The sequence below is a fragment of the Streptomyces violaceusniger Tu 4113 genome, from assembly GCF_000147815.2.
Taxonomy (GTDB): domain Bacteria; phylum Actinomycetota; class Actinomycetes; order Streptomycetales; family Streptomycetaceae; genus Streptomyces; species Streptomyces violaceusniger_A.
Map to the genome: position 1 here is coordinate 7,496,633 of NC_015957.1, position 20,809 is coordinate 7,517,441.

The 20,809-nt window shown below is 71.6% G+C and carries 7 protein-coding genes and 1 pseudogene; 2 read left to right on the forward strand and 6 right to left on the reverse strand.

What is annotated here, in order from left to right; translation table 11 throughout:
• Positions 1 to 386: 386 nt before the first annotated feature.
• A complete protein-coding gene (locus STRVI_RS30615; RefSeq protein WP_014059450.1) occupies positions 387 to 1,295 on the reverse strand; it encodes an alpha/beta hydrolase in 909 nt (302 codons plus the stop codon).
• A gap of 815 nt (positions 1,296 to 2,110) precedes the next feature.
• Here STRVI_RS30615 and STRVI_RS30620 point away from each other — a divergent pair.
• Both STRVI_RS30620 and STRVI_RS30625 read left to right on the forward strand, forming a co-directional pair.
• On the forward strand, positions 2,111 to 3,121 hold the full coding sequence (locus STRVI_RS30620) for a hypothetical protein (protein ID WP_014059451.1): 1,011 nt from the start codon (positions 2,111 to 2,113) through the stop codon (positions 3,119 to 3,121).
• A gap of 80 nt (positions 3,122 to 3,201) precedes the next feature.
• Positions 3,202 to 4,722, forward strand: coding sequence for a flavin-containing monooxygenase (locus STRVI_RS30625; RefSeq protein WP_014059452.1), 1,521 nt, complete (start codon positions 3,202 to 3,204; stop codon positions 4,720 to 4,722).
• A 95-nt stretch (positions 4,723 to 4,817) separates the two neighbouring features.
• Here the strand turns inward: STRVI_RS30625 and STRVI_RS30630 are convergent.
• From STRVI_RS30630 to STRVI_RS30650, 5 genes and pseudogenes are all read right to left on the reverse strand, one after another.
• Positions 4,818 to 6,041, reverse strand: a pseudogene (locus tag STRVI_RS30630) (IS30 family transposase); the annotation flags it as partial.
• A gap of 184 nt (positions 6,042 to 6,225) precedes the next feature.
• Positions 6,226 to 7,047 carry a mycofactocin-coupled SDR family oxidoreductase gene (locus STRVI_RS30635; RefSeq protein ID WP_014059453.1) on the reverse strand — a complete coding sequence of 274 codons (822 nt, stop codon included), beginning with the start codon at positions 7,045 to 7,047 and terminating at the stop codon, positions 6,226 to 6,228.
• 71 nt (positions 7,048 to 7,118) lie between these two features.
• Positions 7,119 to 8,570, reverse strand: coding sequence for an aldehyde dehydrogenase (locus STRVI_RS30640; protein ID WP_014059454.1), 1,452 nt, complete (start codon positions 8,568 to 8,570; stop codon positions 7,119 to 7,121).
• A 70-nt stretch (positions 8,571 to 8,640) separates the two neighbouring features.
• The gene (locus tag STRVI_RS30645) at positions 8,641 to 9,744 is read right to left on the reverse strand and encodes an NAD(P)-dependent alcohol dehydrogenase (protein ID WP_014059455.1); all 1,104 of its coding nucleotides are present in this window, start codon (positions 9,742 to 9,744) and stop codon (positions 8,641 to 8,643) included.
• Positions 9,741 to 20,786, reverse strand: coding sequence for a type I polyketide synthase (locus STRVI_RS30650; protein WP_014059456.1), 11,046 nt, complete (start codon positions 20,784 to 20,786; stop codon positions 9,741 to 9,743). Before STRVI_RS30650 ends, STRVI_RS30645 begins: the two co-directional genes overlap by 4 nt.
• Between the last annotated feature and the right edge of the window lie 23 nt (positions 20,787 to 20,809).

Consider the following 20,809-nt stretch of genomic DNA (forward strand, 5'->3'; position numbering starts at 1 on the left):
TCAGCGCCTGTTCACAGCGGTGCGCGACCGGGTCAGCGCTGCGGGCCCGGCCTCGGTCTTCGCGTCGTTCCCGTGCGAGATGGGCGGTGGCCGTACACATCGAGGTGCCCCCTCGGCACGCCCCGAGTGCCCCTAAAGCGCCGGGGTCGCCCGTATGGACATGGCGCCCGAGCCCCGCGGAGCTCGGGCGCCGCGGGGCTCGCATCATCGGTGGCCCGTGGAATTGCCGGCGACATGGTGGAGTCGCCGGAAAGCCGTAAAGGGGTGCCGGACACGCGCCCGGCTCCGTCGCGATTCTCGCCGGACGGCCGCCGGGTGCACCTCGCGCGCCACGGCGCGGACGGCATCGGCGCGGACGGTGCCCTGGGGTACGGCCCGGCCGATGCCTACGCCCAGGCGTCCTGGAGGAAGTCGGTCACCTGCCGCAGCGCCTCACCGGCGGCGGGAACCATCCCCCGCATCGAGAAGAAGGCATGGATCATGCCGTCGTAGCGCCGGTGCTCGACCCGGACGCCGAGCGCCCGCAGCCGCGCCGCGTACGCCTCGCCCTCGTCCCGCAGCGGATCGAACTCGCCGGTGACGACCAGCGTCGGCGGGGCGGCCGCCAGCACCTCGTCCGCGGCATACAGCGGCGACGCCCAAGGGTGGCGCGGGTCCTGGTCGCCCAGGTAGTTCTCGCTGAACCAGCGCAGCGTGCCCTCGGTCAGCAGGTAGCCCTGGCCGTTCTCCCGAACGGACGGGTGCTGCCTGGTCTGGTCCGTCGCCGGATAGAGCAGCGCTTGCGCCCGGAACCTGCCGGGCAGCTCGTTGACCAGGACCGCGCTGAGGTTGCCGCCCGCCGAGTCGCCTGCCACGGCCAGCCGGCTGACGTCGCCGCCGAACGACTCGCCCGTCCTCATGACCCACTTGGCCGCGGTGACGACGTCTTCGACCGCCGCGGGGAAGCAGTTGCCGGGGGCGATCCGGTATCCGACGCTGACCACCAGGCAATCGGCGTGCACGCTGAGATCCCGGGCGACACCGTCGTAGCCGTCGAGGCTGCCGAGCATCCAGCCACCACCGTGGACGAAGAGCAGGACCGGGTGCGGTCCGGGGCTCTCCGGCCAGTACAGCCGGACCGGGACGCCGTCGGCGGACGTGTGCTCCGTCCGGCCGACCGCGGCCGGTTCGCCGCCGAACCCGGCGAGTTGGTCGTAGGCGGCCCGCGCGACGGGTATCGGCAGCTCGTACAGCTGCTTGTCGCCGGCGGCGTCAAGGATGTCGAGTACGGCCTTGACCGAGGGGTCGAGTGGCATCAGGAACTCCGTTCCCGGCATCGTCTCTGCCGGCGATGAGGGCGAGCGCCGGGCGACTGGCACCGGCAGAGGGTGTGTGTGGGGGGAACGTACGGCGCCGTCGACCGGTCCATGGCACGGCAGCCGCACGTCGCGCGGATGGCTCTGGTCCGCGCGTCAGGGCGCGATGGCCCCGCCGTGGCGGCCGAGCCGGGCCGCGCACCGCGGCAACCCGGGTTCACACGCGAACGGGCACCGTCGACGAGCTTGCCGAGGTACTCGTCATCGTCGATATCCACGGGCACCGGGACGCCGACGCGCCCCTGGGTGGGCCCGGTCGGCGAGCAGATCGGCGAAGAGCACTCTGACCTGCGGGTACTGTGCGTAGAGGTCCGCGCAGACGCCAGGTGCATCGCTCAGATCACCATCGACCCGGTATGCGATCTTCACGTTACTCCCCGTCTCGGCGACCGCCTTGTCGGGCCACGAACCTACTGAAGGCACCGACGGCAACACCCCCCCTAGTAATCCCCTAAAGCCGTCCGGAAGCCCGGGGTGACGGAGCCCCTAAGCCGTCCGGAAGCCCCTAATGAAGCCCCTAAGATCGATAGAAACGTCTTTTATCCAAAGAGCTGTCGCTAACATTCTTCGAACGTCGGCACTGGTTTCAGGGTAAGAAAACTCGTCAGGCTGGCGAAGTGCAACGGCCGCGACGGCGGCACGCGACCCGCCTACTCGTTCGAGGTGGTTGGTTCCGTCTCCGCGAAAGAATTCCGACCACCTGCCCGTCACGCGGTGAAGCCGTAGTCAGTCGTCGTCTTAAGGAGAGCGTATCCGTGACCGAGACCGAACCCATCGACGTACCGCATATACACACCACCATCCCCGTGGGCGAAGGCCCCTCCGCGGTGGCCCTCACTCCGGACGGCAGCCGGGCGTACGTGGCGAACTACGGCAGGTGGGCGACCGACGCCCCCGGTGACACGGTGTCGGTCATCGACACCGCCACCGCCGAGGTCATCGACACCGTCGTGGTGGGCGTCGGCCCATCCGGTCTGGCGATCCTGCCCGACGGCTCCCGCGTCTACGTCGTCAACTACGGGTCGGGCAAGGAGCCGGGCAACACGGTTTCGGTCATCGACACCGCCTCGAACAAGGTCACCGCCACCATCGAGGTCGGCAACTCCCCGGACGGGGTGGCGGTCACGCCGGACGGCTCGCGGGTCTACGTGTCGGAACTCGGCTCCGAGGCCAACCTGGGCAACACCGTGTCGGTCATCGACACCGCCACCGACTCGATAACCGAAACCGTCACCGTGGGCAGGGGCCCCGGTGCGGTGGCGATCGACGACGACGGCGGCCACGCCTACGTCGTGAATTACGGCGAGGAATCCGAGACCGACGGCACCGTCTCGGTCATCGACATCGCGAAGAACACGGTGACCGCGTCCGTCACCGTGGGCAAGGCTCCCGGCGCGGTCGCCATCACCCCGGACGGCGCCTATGCGTACGTCGCCGACCACGGCTTGTTCAGCGACCCCGGGGACACCGTTTCGGTGATCGACACCCGTACGCGGTCCGTGGTGTCCGTCATCGAGGTCGGTGTCGGCCCCGGCGGGGTGGCGATCGCTCCCGACGGATCCCGGGCCTACATCCTCAACATGGGCGGCAACAGCGCTCCCGGCAGGACCATGAGTGTGATCGACACCGCGACAAGGTCGGTCATCACCACGGTTCCCGTCCAGCGCACGCCCGCCGGCATGGCCGTCTCCCCCGAGGGGCGCTGGGCCTACATCGCGAACTACGGCGCCAACACCGTGTCCGTGGTCGACCTCGATGAACTCTGATCGGCTCGGAAGGACTTCTCCATGGCACAGGAGTCGTGGACCTGTCGGCGTCGCGGTCGGACAAGGTGAGGGAAAATCCCATGGTTGAGCACGTCGATGTCCTCGTCATCGGGGCCGGCCTGTCCGGGATCGGGGCCGCGTGTCACCTGCGCCGCGAATGCCCGGAGCGCACTCTGGCGATCCTGGAGAGCCGGGACGCGGTCGGCGGAACGTGGGATCTGTTCCGCTACCCGGGCGTGCGGTCCGACTCGGACATGCACACGCTGGGGTACCGGATGCGCCCGTGGACAGATCCGAAAGCGATCGCCGACGGCCAGAGCATCCTGTCCTATATCCGGGAGACGGCCCGGGAGTACGGTCTGCAGGAAGCGATCCGGTTCCGGCACCGCGTGGTGAGCGCCGACTGGGACGAGGAACAGGCCCGCTGGACCGTTCACGTGGAGCGTGGCGGAGACGCCGGCGCCGCCGAAGCGGTGACGATGACATGCTCCTTCCTCCACGTGTGCGCCGGTTACTACCGCTACGACGAGGGCCACCGCCCGCGGTTCCCGGATGTCGAGCGGTTCGAGGGCGTGATCGCGCACCCCCAGCATTGGCCGGAGGAGCTCGACTTCACCGGCCGGCGGGTCGTCGTCATCGGCAGCGGCGCCACGGCTGTCACCCTCGTGCCCGCGATGGCCGAGAAGGCCGCGCACGTGACGATGTTGCAGCGCTCACCCAGCTATGTCATGTCGCTGCCGACCCGGGACGCCATCGCCGGCGCGCTGCGCCGGGTGTTGCCCGAGCGCACCGCGCTCGCCGCCGTACGGTGGAAGAACGCGATGCTGGCGCTCGGCTTCTACCAGTTCAGCCGGAAGCGCCCGGAGAAGGTCAAGGCGATGCTACGCAAAGGCGCCGCCAGGCAACTCCCGGCCGGCTATGACGTCGAGACCCACTTCGTACCGGACTACAACCCCTGGGACCAGCGGGTGTGTTATGTCCCCGACGGGGACCTGTTCCAGGCCATCAGCTCCGGCCGGGCCTCGGTGGTGACCGATCACATCGAGTCGTTCACCCCAGGCGGGATCCGGCTGCGGTCGGGCGAGGAACTCCCGGCGGACGTGGTCGTCACAGCGACCGGACTGAACATGCTCGCCCTCGGCGGCATCCGCCTCACCGTGGCCGGCCGGCCCGTCGATCCCGGCGCGACGGTCGCCTACAAGGGCATGATGCTGTCCGGCGTACCGAACCTCGCCTGGACGCTGGGTTACACCAACAGCTCGTGGACGCTCAAGACCGATCTCGTCTCCCAGTACGTGTGCCGGCTTCTGAACCACATGGCCGCCCGCGGACACACCGTGGTCGAGCCGCTGTCCCCGCCCGCGGAAGAACCCGTGCTGCCGATCATGGATCTGAAGTCCGGCTATGTCCTGCGGGGCGCGGACGCGATGCCCAAGCGGGGGCTTCGCGCGCCGTGGAACCTGGAGCAGAACTACCGGCAGGACGTGCGGCTGCTCCGCCGCGGGCCGGTCGACGACGGCGTCAGGTTCGCCTCGGCGGCGGCCGCCCCCTCCGGTGCCAGCGAGACGTCGGCGGAGGCCGTGCCGGAAGAGCGTCCCTGACCGTCCCCCGCCCACCGGCGCCACATCGCGAAGGCCCGCCGAGCACCTGGGTGGCGCTTTCTAAGGGTCGTCGCAACACGTGGTCGTGTTGATCGAGCCGCGAGCAGTTTATGCAGGCGCTCGACTGGGGTTTCCCAGTCGAGCGTTTTGCGTGGACGGCCGTTGAGTTCGGCGGCGACGGTGTCCAGGTCTTCACGCGTGTGGACGGACAGGTCAGTGCCCTTGGGAAAGTACTGCCGCAGCAGTCCGTTCGTGTTCTCGTTCGAGCCGCGTTGCCAGGGGCTGGCCGGGTCACAGAAGTAGACCGGGATGTCGGTCGCGACGGTGAACTCGCCGTGCCGTCCCATCTCGCTGCCCTGGTCCCAGGTCAGGGACCGCTTCAGATGGGCCGGCAGCGTCTGGACCATCCCGACCAGGGCGTCGCGGACCAACTCGGTGCCCCGGCCGTTCGGCAGGTGCAGCAGCAGGACGTAGCGGGTGGAGCGTTCGACGAGGGTGCCGATGGCAGAGGCGCCGTCCTTGCCGATGATCAGGTCACCCTCCCAGTGGCCGGGCACCGCCCGGTCCTCCGCCTCCGCGGGGCGTTCGCTGATCATCACCATGGGCTCGCGGAAGCGGGGCTGACGTTGCTGAGCCTGCCGCCGGGGCTTGCGCCGGGCACGGCCGGTGCGCAGCGCCTTGGCGAGGTCGCGGCGTAGTTCGCCCCGGCCCTGGACGTAGAGGGCCTGGTAGACGGTCTCGTGGACCACGTGCATCTCCGGCCGGTCGGGGAAGCGGATGCGCAGGGCCTGGCAGATCTACTCAGGGCTCCACCGTAGGTCCAGACGGTCTTGGACGAAGGCACGCAGTTCGGGGTTCTGGCCGATCTTCGCGGGCTTGGGGCGGGGGCGTCGCGCATCGGCCCGGGCCTGGGCAGCGTGCGGACGGTAGTGCCACTGGCCGCGGGTCCCCATGGTCCGGTTCCGGCGTATCTCCCTGCTGATGGTGGATGGGCTGCGGCCGAGTTCAGCGGCGATCGCCCGGATCGGGGCCTTCTCCCGCAGCCGGTCGGCGATGTAGATCCGGTCGTCGTCGCGCAGGTACCGGGACGCGCCAGAAGGCGGCACCGTCGGCCGGACCGGAGGTGCCGCCTTCTGCTTGCGGTCGGCGCTGCGCCCGTTGCGCCATCGTCGGCCGGTCTTCGCGTTGATGCCGACGATCTGACATGCCTTGCTGTTGCTCAGGCCCTGCTGCATGAGCTGGAAGTATGCCTCCCGCTCACGCAGCAGCCTCTGGCGTCCCTGAGCTACGGTCCGCAACTCCCGGATCTTGAAGTCCATCGCATCCCCTGAACTGGGGTGTTGCGACGACCACTAGAACGCAAGGGTGCTCGGCAGGCCTTCGCGATGTCCTGCTCGAAGAGAGCCTGCCGCACACCTGTGGGCGCAACAGCGGGACCTGGTCGGACGGCGATGCGGGGTTGCCGGCCGGGACCGGCAACCCCGCCTCGCGCCCGGAGAAACGCTACGGGGTGGTGAAGCCGGCGTCGATCGGCAGCGCGATACCCGTGACGTAGCGCGCCTCGTCCGAGACCAGCCAGGCGACCGCGCCGCTGACGTCGCTGGAGTCCAGCATCGTCACGTCGAGGATGTGCCCGACCTCGGCGCCGGTCGTCGGCGGCTTGGTGTGCACCGCCTTGATCGCGTCGTTGACGAGCAGCGGGGTGCGGACGCCGGTGGTGTGGATCGAGTTGACGCGGATGTTGTGCGGGCCGAGCCACCGGGTCCACGCCCGGGACAGGCCGAGCAGCGCGTGCTTGGCGGCGACGTAGCCTTCGGCGCCACCGGTCGTGCTGCCGATCTTGCCGCTCAGGCCCATCACCGAGCTGATGACGACGACGGAGCCGCCCTTGCCGTACTCGATCATCTTCGGCGCCGCGGCGTGCACGGTGTTCCACGCGCCGATCGTGTTGATCTCAAGCTGGTCCCGGAACGCCTGCTCGTTGCTCGTCGACGGATGCGCCATGCCCACCCCCGCGTTGGTGATGAGGATGTCCAGGCTGCCCAGCTCCGCGGTGCCGCGTTCGACGGCCGCCCGCAGCGCCTCCGCGTCGCGCGTGTCGGCCTGCGCCGCCACGGCCCGGCGCCCGAGCTTCTCCACCTGGGCGACCGTCTCGGCGAGGTCGTCCTCGGAGGCGAGGGAGTAGGCCAAGGTGTCGATGTTCTGGCAGATGTCCACCAGGATCAGGTCGGCGCCTTCCTCGGCCAGCCGCAGGGCATGGCTACGGCCCTGTCCGCGCGCCGCGCCCGTGATCATGGCCACCTTGCCCTCGAGTCGTCCGGTCATGTGTTGTCCACTCCATTTCTCATACGTTCCTCGTAACCGCCGGGTGCCGTCCACCCGGACCCCGGCGGCGGTCAGGCCGGCTGGTCGACATAGATCGACTTCAGGACCTGGTAGGCGGCGAGTCCTTCCGGGCCCAGCTCGTAGCCGAGCCCGCTCGCCTTCCGGCCGCCGAGCGGCGCGACCGGATCGTTGGCATAACCGTTCACCCCGATCGAGCCGGTCCGTACCCGACGGGCGAGGGCCAGGCCACGCTCGGCGTCGGAGGTCCACACCGAACCGCCGAGGCCGTAGTCGCTGTCGTTGGCGATCGCCACCGCTTCGTCCTCGTCGGCGTACGGAATGATCGAAAGAACCGGTCCGAAGATCTCCTCCTGGGCGATCGCGGACTTGTTGTCCACATCGGCGAACACGGTCGCGTCGACGTACCAGCCGCGGTCCGCCCACGAAGGGCGGCCGCCGCCGGTGGTGAGACGGGCACCGTCGCTGATGCCTTTGGCGATGTAGGACTCGACCCGGTCCCGCTGCCGGGCGGACACCAGGGGGCCCAGTTGGGTCGCCGGTTCGAGCGGGTCGCCCACCACGAGCGTGCGCGCCATCTCGGTGACGGCGTCGACCACGTCGGCGTACCGGGCGCGGGGTGCCAGGATCCTGGTGCCGAGCCAGCAGATCTGGCCGTTGTTGACCAAGGTGGCCTGGAAGAACCGGTCCATCATGCCGGTGAGGTCGGCGTCCTCCAGCACGACCGCGGCGGACTTCCCGCCCAGCTCCACCGAGACGGGCCGCAGCAGCCGGCCGCAGGTCTCCGCGACCGTCCGGCCGACGGCGGTCGAGCCGGTGAACGACACCTTGTCCACGCCGGGATGGCCGACCAGATGGCGGCCGGTCTCCGGTCCGCCGGGGACCACGTTGATCAGCCCGGCCGGCAGGGAGGCCGCCACGGCGGCCTCCGCCATGTGGAACGCGTCGAGCACCGTCTCCGGGGACGGCTTCAGCACCACCGAGCACCCCGCCGCCAGGGCCGGGGCGATCTTCATGAAGGTGACCCCCTGTGGCACGTTCCACGGGACGACCGCCGCGACCACGCCCACCGGCTCGGCGACGACGATCGCCTGGCCGCCGAGCATGCCGGCCCGGTGGTCATCGCTTTCTGCTCCGGCGGCCAGCGCAGCGTAATAACGCAGCAGCAACGGTGGTGCCGAACTCTCCAGAACGCCGGACAGGCTGATTGGCATGCCGTTCTGCAGGCTGACCCGCCGGGCGATCTCGGGGCCGTGGTCCTGCAGGGCTGCCGCGAACCGGCCCAGCGCCTCGGCTCGGGCCTTCGGCGTCCAGTGCCGCCACCCGGCCGGGTCGTCGAAGGCGGCGCGGGCCGCGGCGACGGCCGCGTCCACATCCGCCGGGTGCGCCTCCGGCACGCTTCCGACGAGCTCTTCCGCGCCCGCGGCGTGCACCTGGATGCGGTGCTCCGTCTTCGGCGCGACCCACTCACCGCCGATGTAGAAGTCGTTGTAGTGGATTGCCATGCGGCCTCGCCTGTCCTCGCGTGTCCTCGATTGGGAAGGGCCATCCGGTGTGCGCGCCGGGAGGGCCGGGTCACTGATGCGTGAGCACCACCTTGACCGCGTCCCCGCGCGTCTGCGTCAGGACCGCCTCGTTGATGTCGGCGAACGGCACCGTGGTGACCATGCGGTCGATCGGGAACCGGCCCTGGAGATACCGGTCGAGCAGCCAGGGGATGAACGTGTGCGGGTCGCTGTCGCCCTCGACGGACCCGGCCACCGTCAGCCCGAGGATCTGGCTCAGGCCGAGGCTCAGCGGCAGTACGGCGGTCGGGTCCGACGGGACGCCGAGCAGGGCGATGGCGCCGCGCTTGGCCATGGCCTGCACGACCTCGCCGAGCACCGCCGGCTTGGCGGTCGTGTCCACCGCGTACCGGACGCCCCGCGGCACGATCTCGCGGATCTGCTCATGGAGCTTCCCGGCCACCGGGTCGAGGCCATGGGTCGCGCCGAGGTCCTTCGCGGCCAGCCGCCGCGACTCCAGCGGTTCCGCCACGACGATGGTCTGCGCACCGGCGAGCACGGCGGCCATCACGGCGCTCAGACCGACCGAGCCGGCCCCGAGGATCAGCACCGAGCCACCCGGCTGGACGTTGAGCGACCTCAGCACCGCCCCGGCCCCGGTCTGGATGCCGCAGCCCAGCGGCGCGGCCAGCGCCAGCGGCACCTCGGTGGGGATCTTCACCACGGACCTGGCGCCGGCCACGGCGTGCGAGGCGAAACTCGACTGGCCGAGGAAGTTCGAGCCGAGCGGCTCGCCGTCCAGGCTCAGCGTCCCGCTGCCGTCGAGGCGCGAGCCGACGAAGTTCCGGGCGATGAAGGTGTCGCAGTAGGAGGGCACGCCGTCACGGCAGTTGCCGCACTCGCCGCAACTGTCGAACGAAAGGCATACGTGGTCGCCGACCGCGAGGCCGGACACGCCGGCCCCCACGGAGCGCACGATGCCGCTCCCCTCGTGGCCCAGGACGCCGGGCAACGGAAAGGGCGTGTGCCCGTGCTGGACCGCCACGTCGGTGTGGCACAGGCCGGAGCCGTGCAGCTCGACCAGCACCTCGTCCCGGCCCGGGTCGACGATCTCGACCTCCTTGAGGACGAACGGGGACCCGACCCGGTCGAGCACTGCTGCGGTGATGTTCATGTCGTGGGGGCTCCTCCTGCGGCTTCGAGCGCGATGCGGACGAGGTCGTCGGCGTCGGCGGTCATCAGGTCGGTCTCGTCGCCGGTCTCGTCGTCCTCGGGCGCTGCCGCAGGGCCCAGGTCGTCGTCGGCCAGGGCCAGTACGGCATCGAGCAGGCCGGCGTCCCGGAGCTTGATCAGCGGAACGGAGAGCAGCTTGCGGCGGATCTCCTCGTCGGCGTCCCCGGACGGCCCGCCCACCATGCTCTCCAGCAGGTCGGCGAGTTTGACGGGGTTGGGATAGTCGAAGACGAGCGTCGCGGGCAGGGTGAGGCCGGTCATCGTCTGCAGCCCGTTGCGCAGCTCGACGGCGGTCAGCGAATCGAACCCGGCGTCCCGGAAGGCCGTCTCGGGGTCCAGCTCGTCGCCGCTGCTGTGGCCCAGCACGGCGGCGGCGTGCTCCTGGACCAAGGCGAGGAGGTGTTCGCGCCGCTCGTCCGCCGGCATCGCCGCCACCCGCTCGGCGAACGCGGTGGCCTCGCGGTCGGCCTCGGGCTCGACCACGGCCGGGCCAGCCTCCTGGAGCAGGGCGAACAGCCGACTCGGCCGGGCGAGCGAGAACGCGGGGGCGAACTTCGCCCAGTCCATGTCGGAGACGGTGACCGTGGTCGCGTCGTCCTCCAGGACGCGCTGCATCGCGGCTATGGCCGGTTCCGGCTGCATCGGCAGCACGCCAAGACGCACCAGGTAGTCGTGCTCGCCGGTGTTGGCCGCGGCCATGCCGGCCTCGGCCCAGGTGCCCCAGGCGATAGAGGTGGCGGTACGCCCCCGCGCACGCCGGTACTCCGCCAGGCTGTCCAGGCAGGCGTTGCCCGCCGCGTAGCCACCCTGGCCGCTGCCGCCCCACGACGACGCACCCGAGGAGAACAGCACGAACGCGTCCAGCTCCATACCGGCGGTCAGCTCGTCGAGCAGCAGCGCGCCCTTGACCTTCGCCCCGAGGCTGTCGTGCAGCGTCGCCACCGGAAGCGCCTCGACGGGAAGGGGCCTGTGCAGGACGCCGGCGGTGTGGACCACCGTCCGCAACGGCAGGTCGGCGGGGATACCGGCGAGGACCTGCGTCATCGCCGCCCGGTCGGCGACATCGCCCGCGAGGACGCTCACCTTGGCGCCGGAGGATTCCAGTTCGGCCTGAAGCCCGGCCGCGCCCGGGGCGTCCGGGCCGCGGCGGGACATCAGCACCACGTGCTCCGCGCCGCGCTCGACCAGCCACCGGGCCACGTACCCGCCAAGACCGCCGGTGCCGCCGGTGACCAGTGCCGTACCGCTGGTCCGCCAGGGCTCACCCGTGCCGCGGCCGGGCGCACGCACCAGGCGGCGCGCCAGCACACCGGAGGCGCGCACCGCGAGCTGGTCCTCGCCGTGGCCCCCCACCAGCACGCCCGCCAGCCGCTTGAGGGCCGCCGGGTCGGGGTCCTCGGGCAGGTCGACCAGACCGCCCCACAGGCCGGGCAGCTCCAGGGCCGCGACCCGACCCAGTCCCCAGACGCCGCCCTGCCACACGTCCTTGACCTGCTCACCGGGGCGTGCCGTGATCGCCGCGCGGGTGAGAACCCATAGCGGGACGGTCAGCTCCGAGCCCCGCAGCTCCTGCACCAGCCGCAGCGTCGCCTCCACTCCGGCCTCGTCGGCGGCGGCCAGCGACACCACGCCGGTGCGGTCGGCCCCGGCCGGCGCCAGCTGCTCGGCGTCGGCCGCGTCGGGGGCGAGTACGGTCACATCCGGGCCCAGCGCCTCCAGTACGGCGGTGGCCCAGGGATCGTCGCCTTCGGGGACGATCGCCAGCCAGCGCTGCGGCGCGGCCGGGTCCGGCCGGACGCCGTCGACGGGGACCCACTGCTGGCGGTAGCACCAGTCGTCGGCCACTGCGTCCTGGAGCCGTCGCTCACGCCAGCGCAGCAGGGCCGGGGCCACGTCCGACAGCGCGTCGTCCGCGACACCGAGCGAGCGGGCCAGCTGTCCGGCGCCGCCCTCGACCGACTCCCAGAACAGGGCGTCCACCGGGTCGCGGCCGGTCGCCCGCTCCGGCGCCGCCTGCGGCCAGTAGCGGCGGCGCCGGAACGCGTACGTCGGCAGGTCCACCCGCCGCGTCCCGCGCCCGGCGAACAGCCCGTCCCAGTCGACGGGCACGCCCCGCACGAACAGCTGCGCCAGGGCGTGCAGCAGGACCGGCCGGCCGGTGCGGTCGCCGCGCTGGAGGGCCACCGCGGTGGCCTGGGACAGGCCGTTGAGTTCCACCAGACGGGACAGGACCGCGTCCGGGCCGGCCTCCACGAAGGTGTCCACCCCGCGCTCGGCCAGCCAGCGCAGCCCGTCGGCGAACCGGACCGTGGAGCGGACCTGCTCCACCCAGTACTTCGGGTGCGCCATGTCCGCCGGCGCGCCGGTCATGTTCGACACGACGGGGATCGCCGTCTCGGCGAAGGTCAGCTGCTCCAGCTCCGCCGCGAAGTCGTCGAGCATCGGGTCCATCAGAGCGGAGTGGAAGGCGTGCGACACCCGCAGCCGCCGGGTCCGCCGGCCCAGCGCGGCGAAGTGCTCCGCCACCGCGGTCACGGCGTCCTCGGGACCCGCGACGACCACCGACTCGGCGGCGTTGACCGCCGCGATCGACACACCGTCGGCGAGCCGGGCGGTCACCTCCTCCTCGGTCGCGGCGACGGCGGCCATCGCCCCGCCGGCCGGCAGCGCCTCCATGAGCCGGGCCCTGGCGGCGACCAGCCGACACGCGTCCGGCAGCGAGAACACCCCGGCCACGTGGGCGGCGGCGACCTCACCGATCGAGTGCCCGAGCAGGTAGTCCGGCTCGATGCCCCAGGACCGTAGCACCCGGAACAGCGCGACCTCGATCGCGAACAGCGCGGGTTGCGTCCATCCGGTCCGGTCGAGCAGTTCCCGGTCCTCGCCCCACAGCACGTCCCGCAACCGGCCGTCGAGATGCCGGTCGAGTTCGTCGGCCACCTCGTCGAAAGCGGCGGCGAACACCGGCGACTGCTCGTGCAGCAGGCGACCCATGCCGAGCCGCTGCGCGCCCTGACCGGTGAACAGCACCGCCGTCCCGCGGCGGGTACGGGCCACACCGTCGACCACGTCGGCGGCCGGTTCCCCGGCGGCGAGCGCTCGCAGACCGGCGGTGAGTCCGTCGCGGCCCGCGCCGACGACGACCGCCCGGTGCTCGAACAGCGACCGGGTGCTCAGCAGCGCACGGCCCACCTCGGCATCGGTGAGCCCGGGGTCGGCCTGCACGCGCTCCAGCAGCCGCCCGGCCTGCGCGGCCAGCGCCTGCGCGGACCGGCCCGAGACCACCCACACCGTCTCGGCGACGGCGTCGCCGCCGGCGGCAGCGCCGGTCTCGGGCTCGGGCTCGGTGCCGAGGTCAGGCGCGGCCTCCAGGATGACGTGCGCGTTGGTGCCGGAGATGCCGAAGGAGGAGACGCCCGCGCGGCGCGGGTGCCCGGTCTCGGGCCAGGGCTGCTCCTCGGTCAGCAGCCGCACCCGGCCCTGGCTCCAGTCCACGTGCGAGGTCGGCTGGTCCGCGTACAGGGTGCGGGGCAGCACACCGTGCCGCATCGCGTGCACCATCTTGATCGCCCCGGCGACGCCCGCGGCAGCCTGGGTGTGCCCGATGTTGGACTTCACCGTGCCCAGCCACAGCGGCTGGTCCTCGGGGCGGCCCTGGCCGTAGGTCGACAGCAGCGCGTGCGCCTCGATCGGGTCGCCCAGGGTGGTGCCGGTGCCGTGGGCCTCCACGGCGTCGATGTCGGTGGGGGCGAGCCCGGCCGCGGCCAGGGCCTGCCGGATGACCCGCTGCTGGGACGGACCGTTCGGCGCCGTCAGGCCGTTGGAGGCGCCGTCCTGGTTGATCGCGCTGGACCGCATGACCGCCAGTACGCGGTGACCGTTGCGGCGGGCGTCCGAGAGACGCTCCAGCACCACGATGCCGATGCCCTCGCCGAACCCGGTACCGTCGGCCGACTCGGCGAACGCCTTGCACCGGCCGTCGCCCGCGAGACCGCCCTGGCGGCTGAACTCGACGAACGTGCCGGGGTCCGCCAGTACGGTGACACCGCCCGCCAGCGCCAGGGAGCTCTCGCCCGCGCGCAGGGACTGCCCGGCCAGGTGCATGGCGACCAGCGACGACGAGCAGGCGGTGTCGACGGTGACCGCCGGGCCCTCCAGACCGAGGACGTACGACACCCGGCCGGAGAGCACGCTCTGCGCGCCACCGGTCATCGCCTGGGCCTGCGCGTCGCCCGCCCGGGCGACGAGGTCGCCGTAGCTGGAGTGGTAGCTGCCGACGAACACCCCGGCCGGGGTTCCGCCGAGGACTGTCGGGTCGATCCCGGCGTGTTCGAGCGCCTCCCAGACGACTTCCAGCAGAAGCCGCTGCTGCGGGTCCATGGCCAGGGCTTCCCGCGGGGAGATGCCGAAGAACCCGGCGTCGAAGTCCGCGGCGGCGGTCAGGAAGCCGCCCTCGCGGGCCACTGCCGTGTTCGGACGGCTGCCCGTCGGGTCGTACAGGCCGTCCACGTCCCAGCCGCGGTCCGCCGGGAACGGCGTCATCGCGTCGGTACCGGTGGTGACCAGGTTCCACAGGTCGTCCGGGCTCTCCACGCCGCCCGGGTAGCGGCAGGCCATGCCGACGACCACGATCGGGTCGTCGGCCACCGACACCAGCGCGGGCAGCTCCTGCCGGGTCGCGGACTCGGTGGCTGACTCGGTGGCGTCGCCGGACTGCTCGGCCAGGTAGCCCGCCAGCCGGATCGCGTTCGGATAGTCGAAGACCAGCGTGGCCGGCAGCGACAGCCCGGTCGCGGTCTGGAGCCGGTTGCGCAGCTCGACGGCGGTCAACGAGTCGAAACCGGCCTCCCGGAACGCCAGACCGGGGTCGACCTGCTCGCCGCTCTGGTGGCCGAGGACGACGGCCACGTGGTCGCGTACCAGAGCGAGCAGGTGCTGGTCGCGCTGCTGGGCGGTGAGCCCGGCCAGCTGCTGGGCGAATCCGCCGGACTGCCGCCGGTTACCGGCCACCGCCCGCCGCGGCCTGGCGCCGACCAGCGTCCTGAGCATGACCGGCAGGTCGGCCTGGCCCCGCAGGACCGCGGTGTCGATCCGGGCGAGACCCACCAGCGCCACGTCGGCGGCGGTCGCCTGGTCGAACAGCCGCATGCCCTGGGCCACCGACAACGCCGGTATGCCCGAACGCTCCAGCCGGCGCATGTCGGCTTCCGACAGGGTGCCGGTCAGGCCGACCTCGGGGGTCCACGGGCCCCAGGCCATCGACACACCGGGCAGACCCTCGTGCCGACGCTGCGCGATCAGCGCGTCGAGGAACACGTTCCCGGCCGCGTAGTTGCCCTGCCCCGGAGCGCCCAGCAAGCCGGACATCGAGGAGAACACCGCGAAGAGCGACAGGTCCATATCCCGGGTCAGCTCGTGCAGATGCCAGGCGGCATCCACCTTCGGCGCCAGCACCGGACCCAACCGGTCGGCGGTCAGCGACGAGATCAGCCCGTCGTCGACCACGCCCGCGGTGTGCACCACACCCGTCAACCGGTGCTCGGCCGGTATCTCCGCCAGCACTGCGGCCAGAGCGTCACGGTCGCTGACATCGCACGCGGCGACCGTGACCCGGGCGCCCTGCCCGGACAGCTCGGCCACCAGTTCCCCGGCCCCCGGCGCCGCCGACCCACGCCGCGACACCAGCACCAGATCCCGCACGCCATGAGCCGTGACCAGGTGCCTGGCCACCTCGCCGCCCAGCCCACCGGTACCGCCGGTGACCAGCACCGTGCCCGCGTCCACGAGCCGCTGCCGCACCGTCAGCACCAACTTGCCGACATGCCGCGCCTGGCTCATGTACCGGAACGCCTCCGGCGCCTGCCGCACATCCCACTCGGTGACCGGAAGGGGTTCCAGGGACCCGGTCTCGAAGAGCCGGACCAGCTCGGCGAGCATCTGCTGGGTCCGTTCCGGGCCCGCTTCCACCAGGTCGAAGGAGCGGTAGCGGACGCCGTCGTAGCGGGCGGCCACCTCGTCGCTCTGCCGGAGTTCGGCCTTGCCCATCTCGATGAACCGGCCACCGCCCGGCATCAGCCGCAACGACGCGTCGATGAAATCACCCGTGAGCGAGTTCAGCACGACATCCACACCACGACCACCCGTGGCCCGCGAGAACGCGGCTTCGAAATCCAGCGACCGCGACGACGCCAGATGCCCCTCGTCGAGCCCCCGCGCCCTCAGCAACTCCCGCTTGCCGTCACTGGCGGTCGAAAAGACCTCAGCACCCAAGTGCCTCGCCAGCTGAATCGCGGCCATACCCACACCACCGGCACCCGCATGCACCAGAACCCGCTCACCCGCCCGCAACCCGGCCAGCTCCACCAGCGCGTAATACGCCGTCAAAAACGCCGTCGGCACCGAAGCAGCCGTCACGAACGACCAGCCCGCCGGAACCGGCACCACCAGCCGACGATCACACACCACCAACGAACCGATCCCACCATCGACGAGACCCATCACCCGGTCACCGACCCGCAGATCCGATACCCCAGGACCCACCTCGGCCACCACACCCGCGACATCACTGCCCAGCAGCTCATCCGGATCCGGGTACATCCCCAAGGCGTTGAGCACATCACGGAAGTTCACACCCGCGGCATGGACCCGGATCCGGACCTCCCCGCTGCCGAGCTCCCGACCCCCCTCCGCGAACGGCACAAGACGCAGATTCTCCAAAGTGCCCTTCGCCAGCGAGTCCAGGTGCCAGGCATCCGTCTCCGGCACCGCCAGACCCACGTCCGCCCGCGCCAGCCGGGCGGCGTACAGCCTGCCCGCACGGACCGCCAGCTGAGGCTCGCCGGTGCCACGCGCGACGGCCAGCAGGCCGGCGGTCATCCCGGTCGCGGCGTCGGTGTCGATCAGCGTGATCCGGCCCGGGTTCTCCGCCTGCGCCGAGCGCACCAGACCCCAGGCGGTGGCGGCGGCAAGATCGGCCACCGCCTCCCGAGGGCCGGCGCCGACCGCACCGCGGGTCAGCACCAGCAGCGTCGAGTCGGCGAACCGTTCGTCTCCCAGCCAGGACTGCACCTGCTCCAGGATCCACCGGGCGCACCGGTGCGCCGCCTCCACGACCGGACCGTCCTGGGCCGACACGGCCAGCACCACCGGCCGGCCGGACTCCGGCCGCACTTCGTCCAGACCCTGGTGCACCGGCACACCCGGCAGCCACGGCACCTCGGCGTCCGGGCCCGCCACCACGGGGCCGAGCACCGTGTCGAGGTCGCCGGTCTCCCGGGCCTCGGCGGGCAGCTCGGTCCACTCCACGGCCAGTACGGTCTCGTCCCGGCGCTCGGCGGCGGTCAGCGCCTGCGGCGTCAGCGGGCGCATCACCAGTGAGCCCAGCGACAGCACCGCGCCGCCTGACGGGTCCGTCACCGCGACCGAGAGCGAGTCCGGCCCTGTCCGCGTGAGGCACGCACGTACCCGGGCGGCCCCGGAGGCGTGCAGCACCACGTCGCCGAAGCTGAACGGCAGCCGGCCGTACTCCGTCGGCGCCAGGTCCGCGAAGAGCGAGGCGTGCAGCACCGAGTCCAGCAACGCCGGGTGGATGCCGAACGCCCCGGCCCGGCCCCACTGCTGCTCGGGCAGGTCCACCTCGGCGAAGACCCGGCCGTCCTGGCGCCAGGCCCGGGTCAGGCCCTGGAACGTCGGCCCGTATACGAAACCGCCCTCGGCGGCAATCCGCTCGTATATCCCCTCGGTGACCATGGCTTCCGCGCCGGCCGGCGGCCACACCCCGGCCAGCTCCTCGAACCCGGACACGTCTGCCACCGTCGTGTCCTCGACGACACCGCCGGCATGCCGGAGCCAGGGCTGCTCCCCGCCTCCGTCCGGGCGCGCGTACACGGTGACCGGCCGCCGACCGTCCTCCGACTCGCCCACGACGACCTGGACCTGAACGCCACCACGCTCGGGGAGCACCAGCGGCGCCTCCACGATCAGCTCACTGACCCGGCCGCACCCGACCGCGTCGGCGGCCTGGACCACCAGCTCCACGAAGCCCGTGCCGGGGAAGACCACCGCACCCTGCACGGCGTGGTCGGCCAGCCAGGGCTGCGACCCGGCCGACAACCGCGAGGTGAACACCACCCCGCCGCCCTCGGGCGAGGACAGCACCGCACCCAGCAGCGGATGCTCCACCGCCTCCAGACCCGCGGCCGCCACGTCGGCCGACGCCATGCCGCCCTCGGGCCAGTACCGGCTCCGCTGGAACGCGTACGTGGGCAGATCGACCCGTCGCGGCGACCGCCCAGCGAACAGGCCGTCCCAGACGATGGGCACGCCGTGCACGAACAGCTCGGCCGCGGAGGCCAGCATCCGGACCGGCCCGCCCTCGTTACGGCGCAACGTCCCGGTGACCACCGCTTCGGCGGCAAGGCCGGGGTAATGCGTGTCGAGGGTGTCCTGCAGCGGCATGGTCAGTACCGGATGGGGGCTGATCTCGACGAACACCGAGTACCCGGCCTCCACCAGGGCACGGTTGGCATCCTCGAAAAGCACCGTCTGACGCAGATTGCGATACCAGTAACCGGCATCCAGCTCACCGGTGTCCATCAGCCCAGCCGTCACCGTCGAATACATCGGCACCGAACCCGACACCGGAGTCACGGCAGCCACATCCCTCGCCAGCCGCTGCTCGACCCGCTCGACCACCGCCGAATGCGAGGCATAATCCACCGGCACCCGCCGAGCCTGCACCCCAACACCCTCGCAATGAGCAACAAGCTCATCAAGCGCGAGGGACACACCCGAAACCACCACCGAACCAGGACCATTGACCGCCGCCACCGACAGCCCATCACCCCAGCGGCCGATCAACTCCCGCGCCCGCTCCACCGGCAACGACACCGCGACCATACCGCCGTCCCCCACCAGCACCTCAGCAATCGCCCGACTGCGCAACGCGACAACCCGCGCACCATCGGACAACGACAACCCACCCGCCACCACAGCCGCGGCGATCTCACCCTGCGAGTGACCCACCACCGCCGCGGGCCGGACCCCCAGCGACTGCCAGACACGCGCCAATGACACCATCACCGCCCACAAAGCAGGCTGCACCACATCGACACGCGCCAGCATCTCCCGGTCATCCAGGGCATCCAACAGCGACCAGTCGACAAACTCACCCAACGCATCGCCACACTCAGCAAGCGCATCAGCGAACACCGGATAAGACTTCCGCAGTTCACCCGCCATCCCGACCCACTGCGCACCCTGCCCCGGAAAGACGAACACCACTTGACGACCGGGCCCGGCGAAACCCTCGGCCACGCCGACGGCCGGCTCTCCGGCAGCCAGAGCGCGCAGCCCGGCGGTCAGCTCATCACGGCCGGCACCCACCACCACCGCACGATGATCGAAAAGCGACCGGGACCCCAGCAGCGACCACGCCACATCCGCGGCGTTCAACCCGGATTCCCGCTCCACCCGCTCCAGCAGCCGCCCGGCCTGCCCGGCCACCGCCGCGGCCGACCGGCCCGACACCACCCACGGAACAACACCACCGACGACGCCGGCGCCACTGTCCGAAGCGCCCTGCGCGGCGGGGCCGTCCTCGGCCAGGGAGGCAGCTTCCAGAATCAGGTGCGCATTGGTGCCCGACACCCCGAAGGACGACACCCCGGCCCGGCGCGGATGCCCGGTCTCCGGCCAGGGCTGCTCCTCGGTCAGCAGCCGCACCCGGCCCCGGCCCCAGTCCACGCGGGTGCTCGGCTCGTCCACATGCAAGGTCCGCGGCAGCGTGCCGTACCGCATCGCCTGGACCATCTTGATCACACCCGCGACACCCGCCGCCGCCTGCGAGTGACCGATGTTCGACTTCAACGACCCCAGCCACAGCGGCTGATCCCCGGACCGGCCCTGACCATAGACCGACAACAACGCCTGCGCCTCGATCGGGTCGCCCAGGACCGTGCCCGTGCCGTGCGCCTCGACCACGTCGACCTCGGCCGGAGAGAGCCCGGCGGCCGCCAGCGCCTGCCGGATCACCCGCTGCTGCGACGGACCGTTCGGCGCCGTCAGACCGTTGGAGGCACCGTCCTGGTTCACCGCGCTGGACCGCACCACCGCCAGCACCCGGTGCCCGTTACGGCGAGCATCCGAAAGACGCTCCAGAACGACCACTCCGGCGCCCTCGGACCAGCCCGTCCCGTCAGCGCCCTCCGCGAACGCCTTGCACCGGCCATCAGGCGCCAGGCCGCCCTGCCGGCTGAACTCCACGAACCCGGCCGGGCTCACCGCCACGGTCACCCCGCCGGCCAGGGCGAGGGAGCACTCCCCAGACCGCAGCGCCTGACCCGCCCAGTGCATCGCCACCAGCGACGACGAACACGCCGTGTCCACCGTCACCGCCGGGCCTTCAAGACCGAGGGTGTAGGACAGCCGGCCCGAGATGACACTCAGCAGTCCGCTGGTTATCCGGTGGCTCTCGGTCTCGGGCAGGCCCTCGATCGCCTCCAGATAGCCCGACGAAGCCGCTCCGACGAAGACGCCGGTGGCCGTACCGGTCAGGGAAGCCGGATCGATCCCGGCGTGCTCGAGGGCCTCCCAGGACACCTCCAGCATCAGCCGCTGCTGCGGATCCATCGCCAGCGCCTCGCGCGGGGATACCCCGAAGAACCCGGCGTCGAAGTCTGCCACCGACTCGACGAAGCCGCCTTCGCGGGTGGACGTCGTGCCGGGCGCGCCCTCCGGGTCGTACAGCGCGTCGACATCCCAGCCGCGGTCGGCGGGGAAGAGCGACACCGCGTCGGTGCCCGAGGCGACGAGCTCCCACAGGTCGTCCGGGCCCGCCACCCCGCCCGGGTAACGGCATGCCATGCCCACGATCGCGAGCGGCTCGTCCCGCTTGGCCTTGATCTCGTTCAGCTGCCGCTGCGCCTCGCGCGAGTTCGCCACGGCCGTCTTGAGATAGGAACGCAGCTTGTCTTCAGTGGCCATTGAAGGAAAGTCCTCGCAGTATT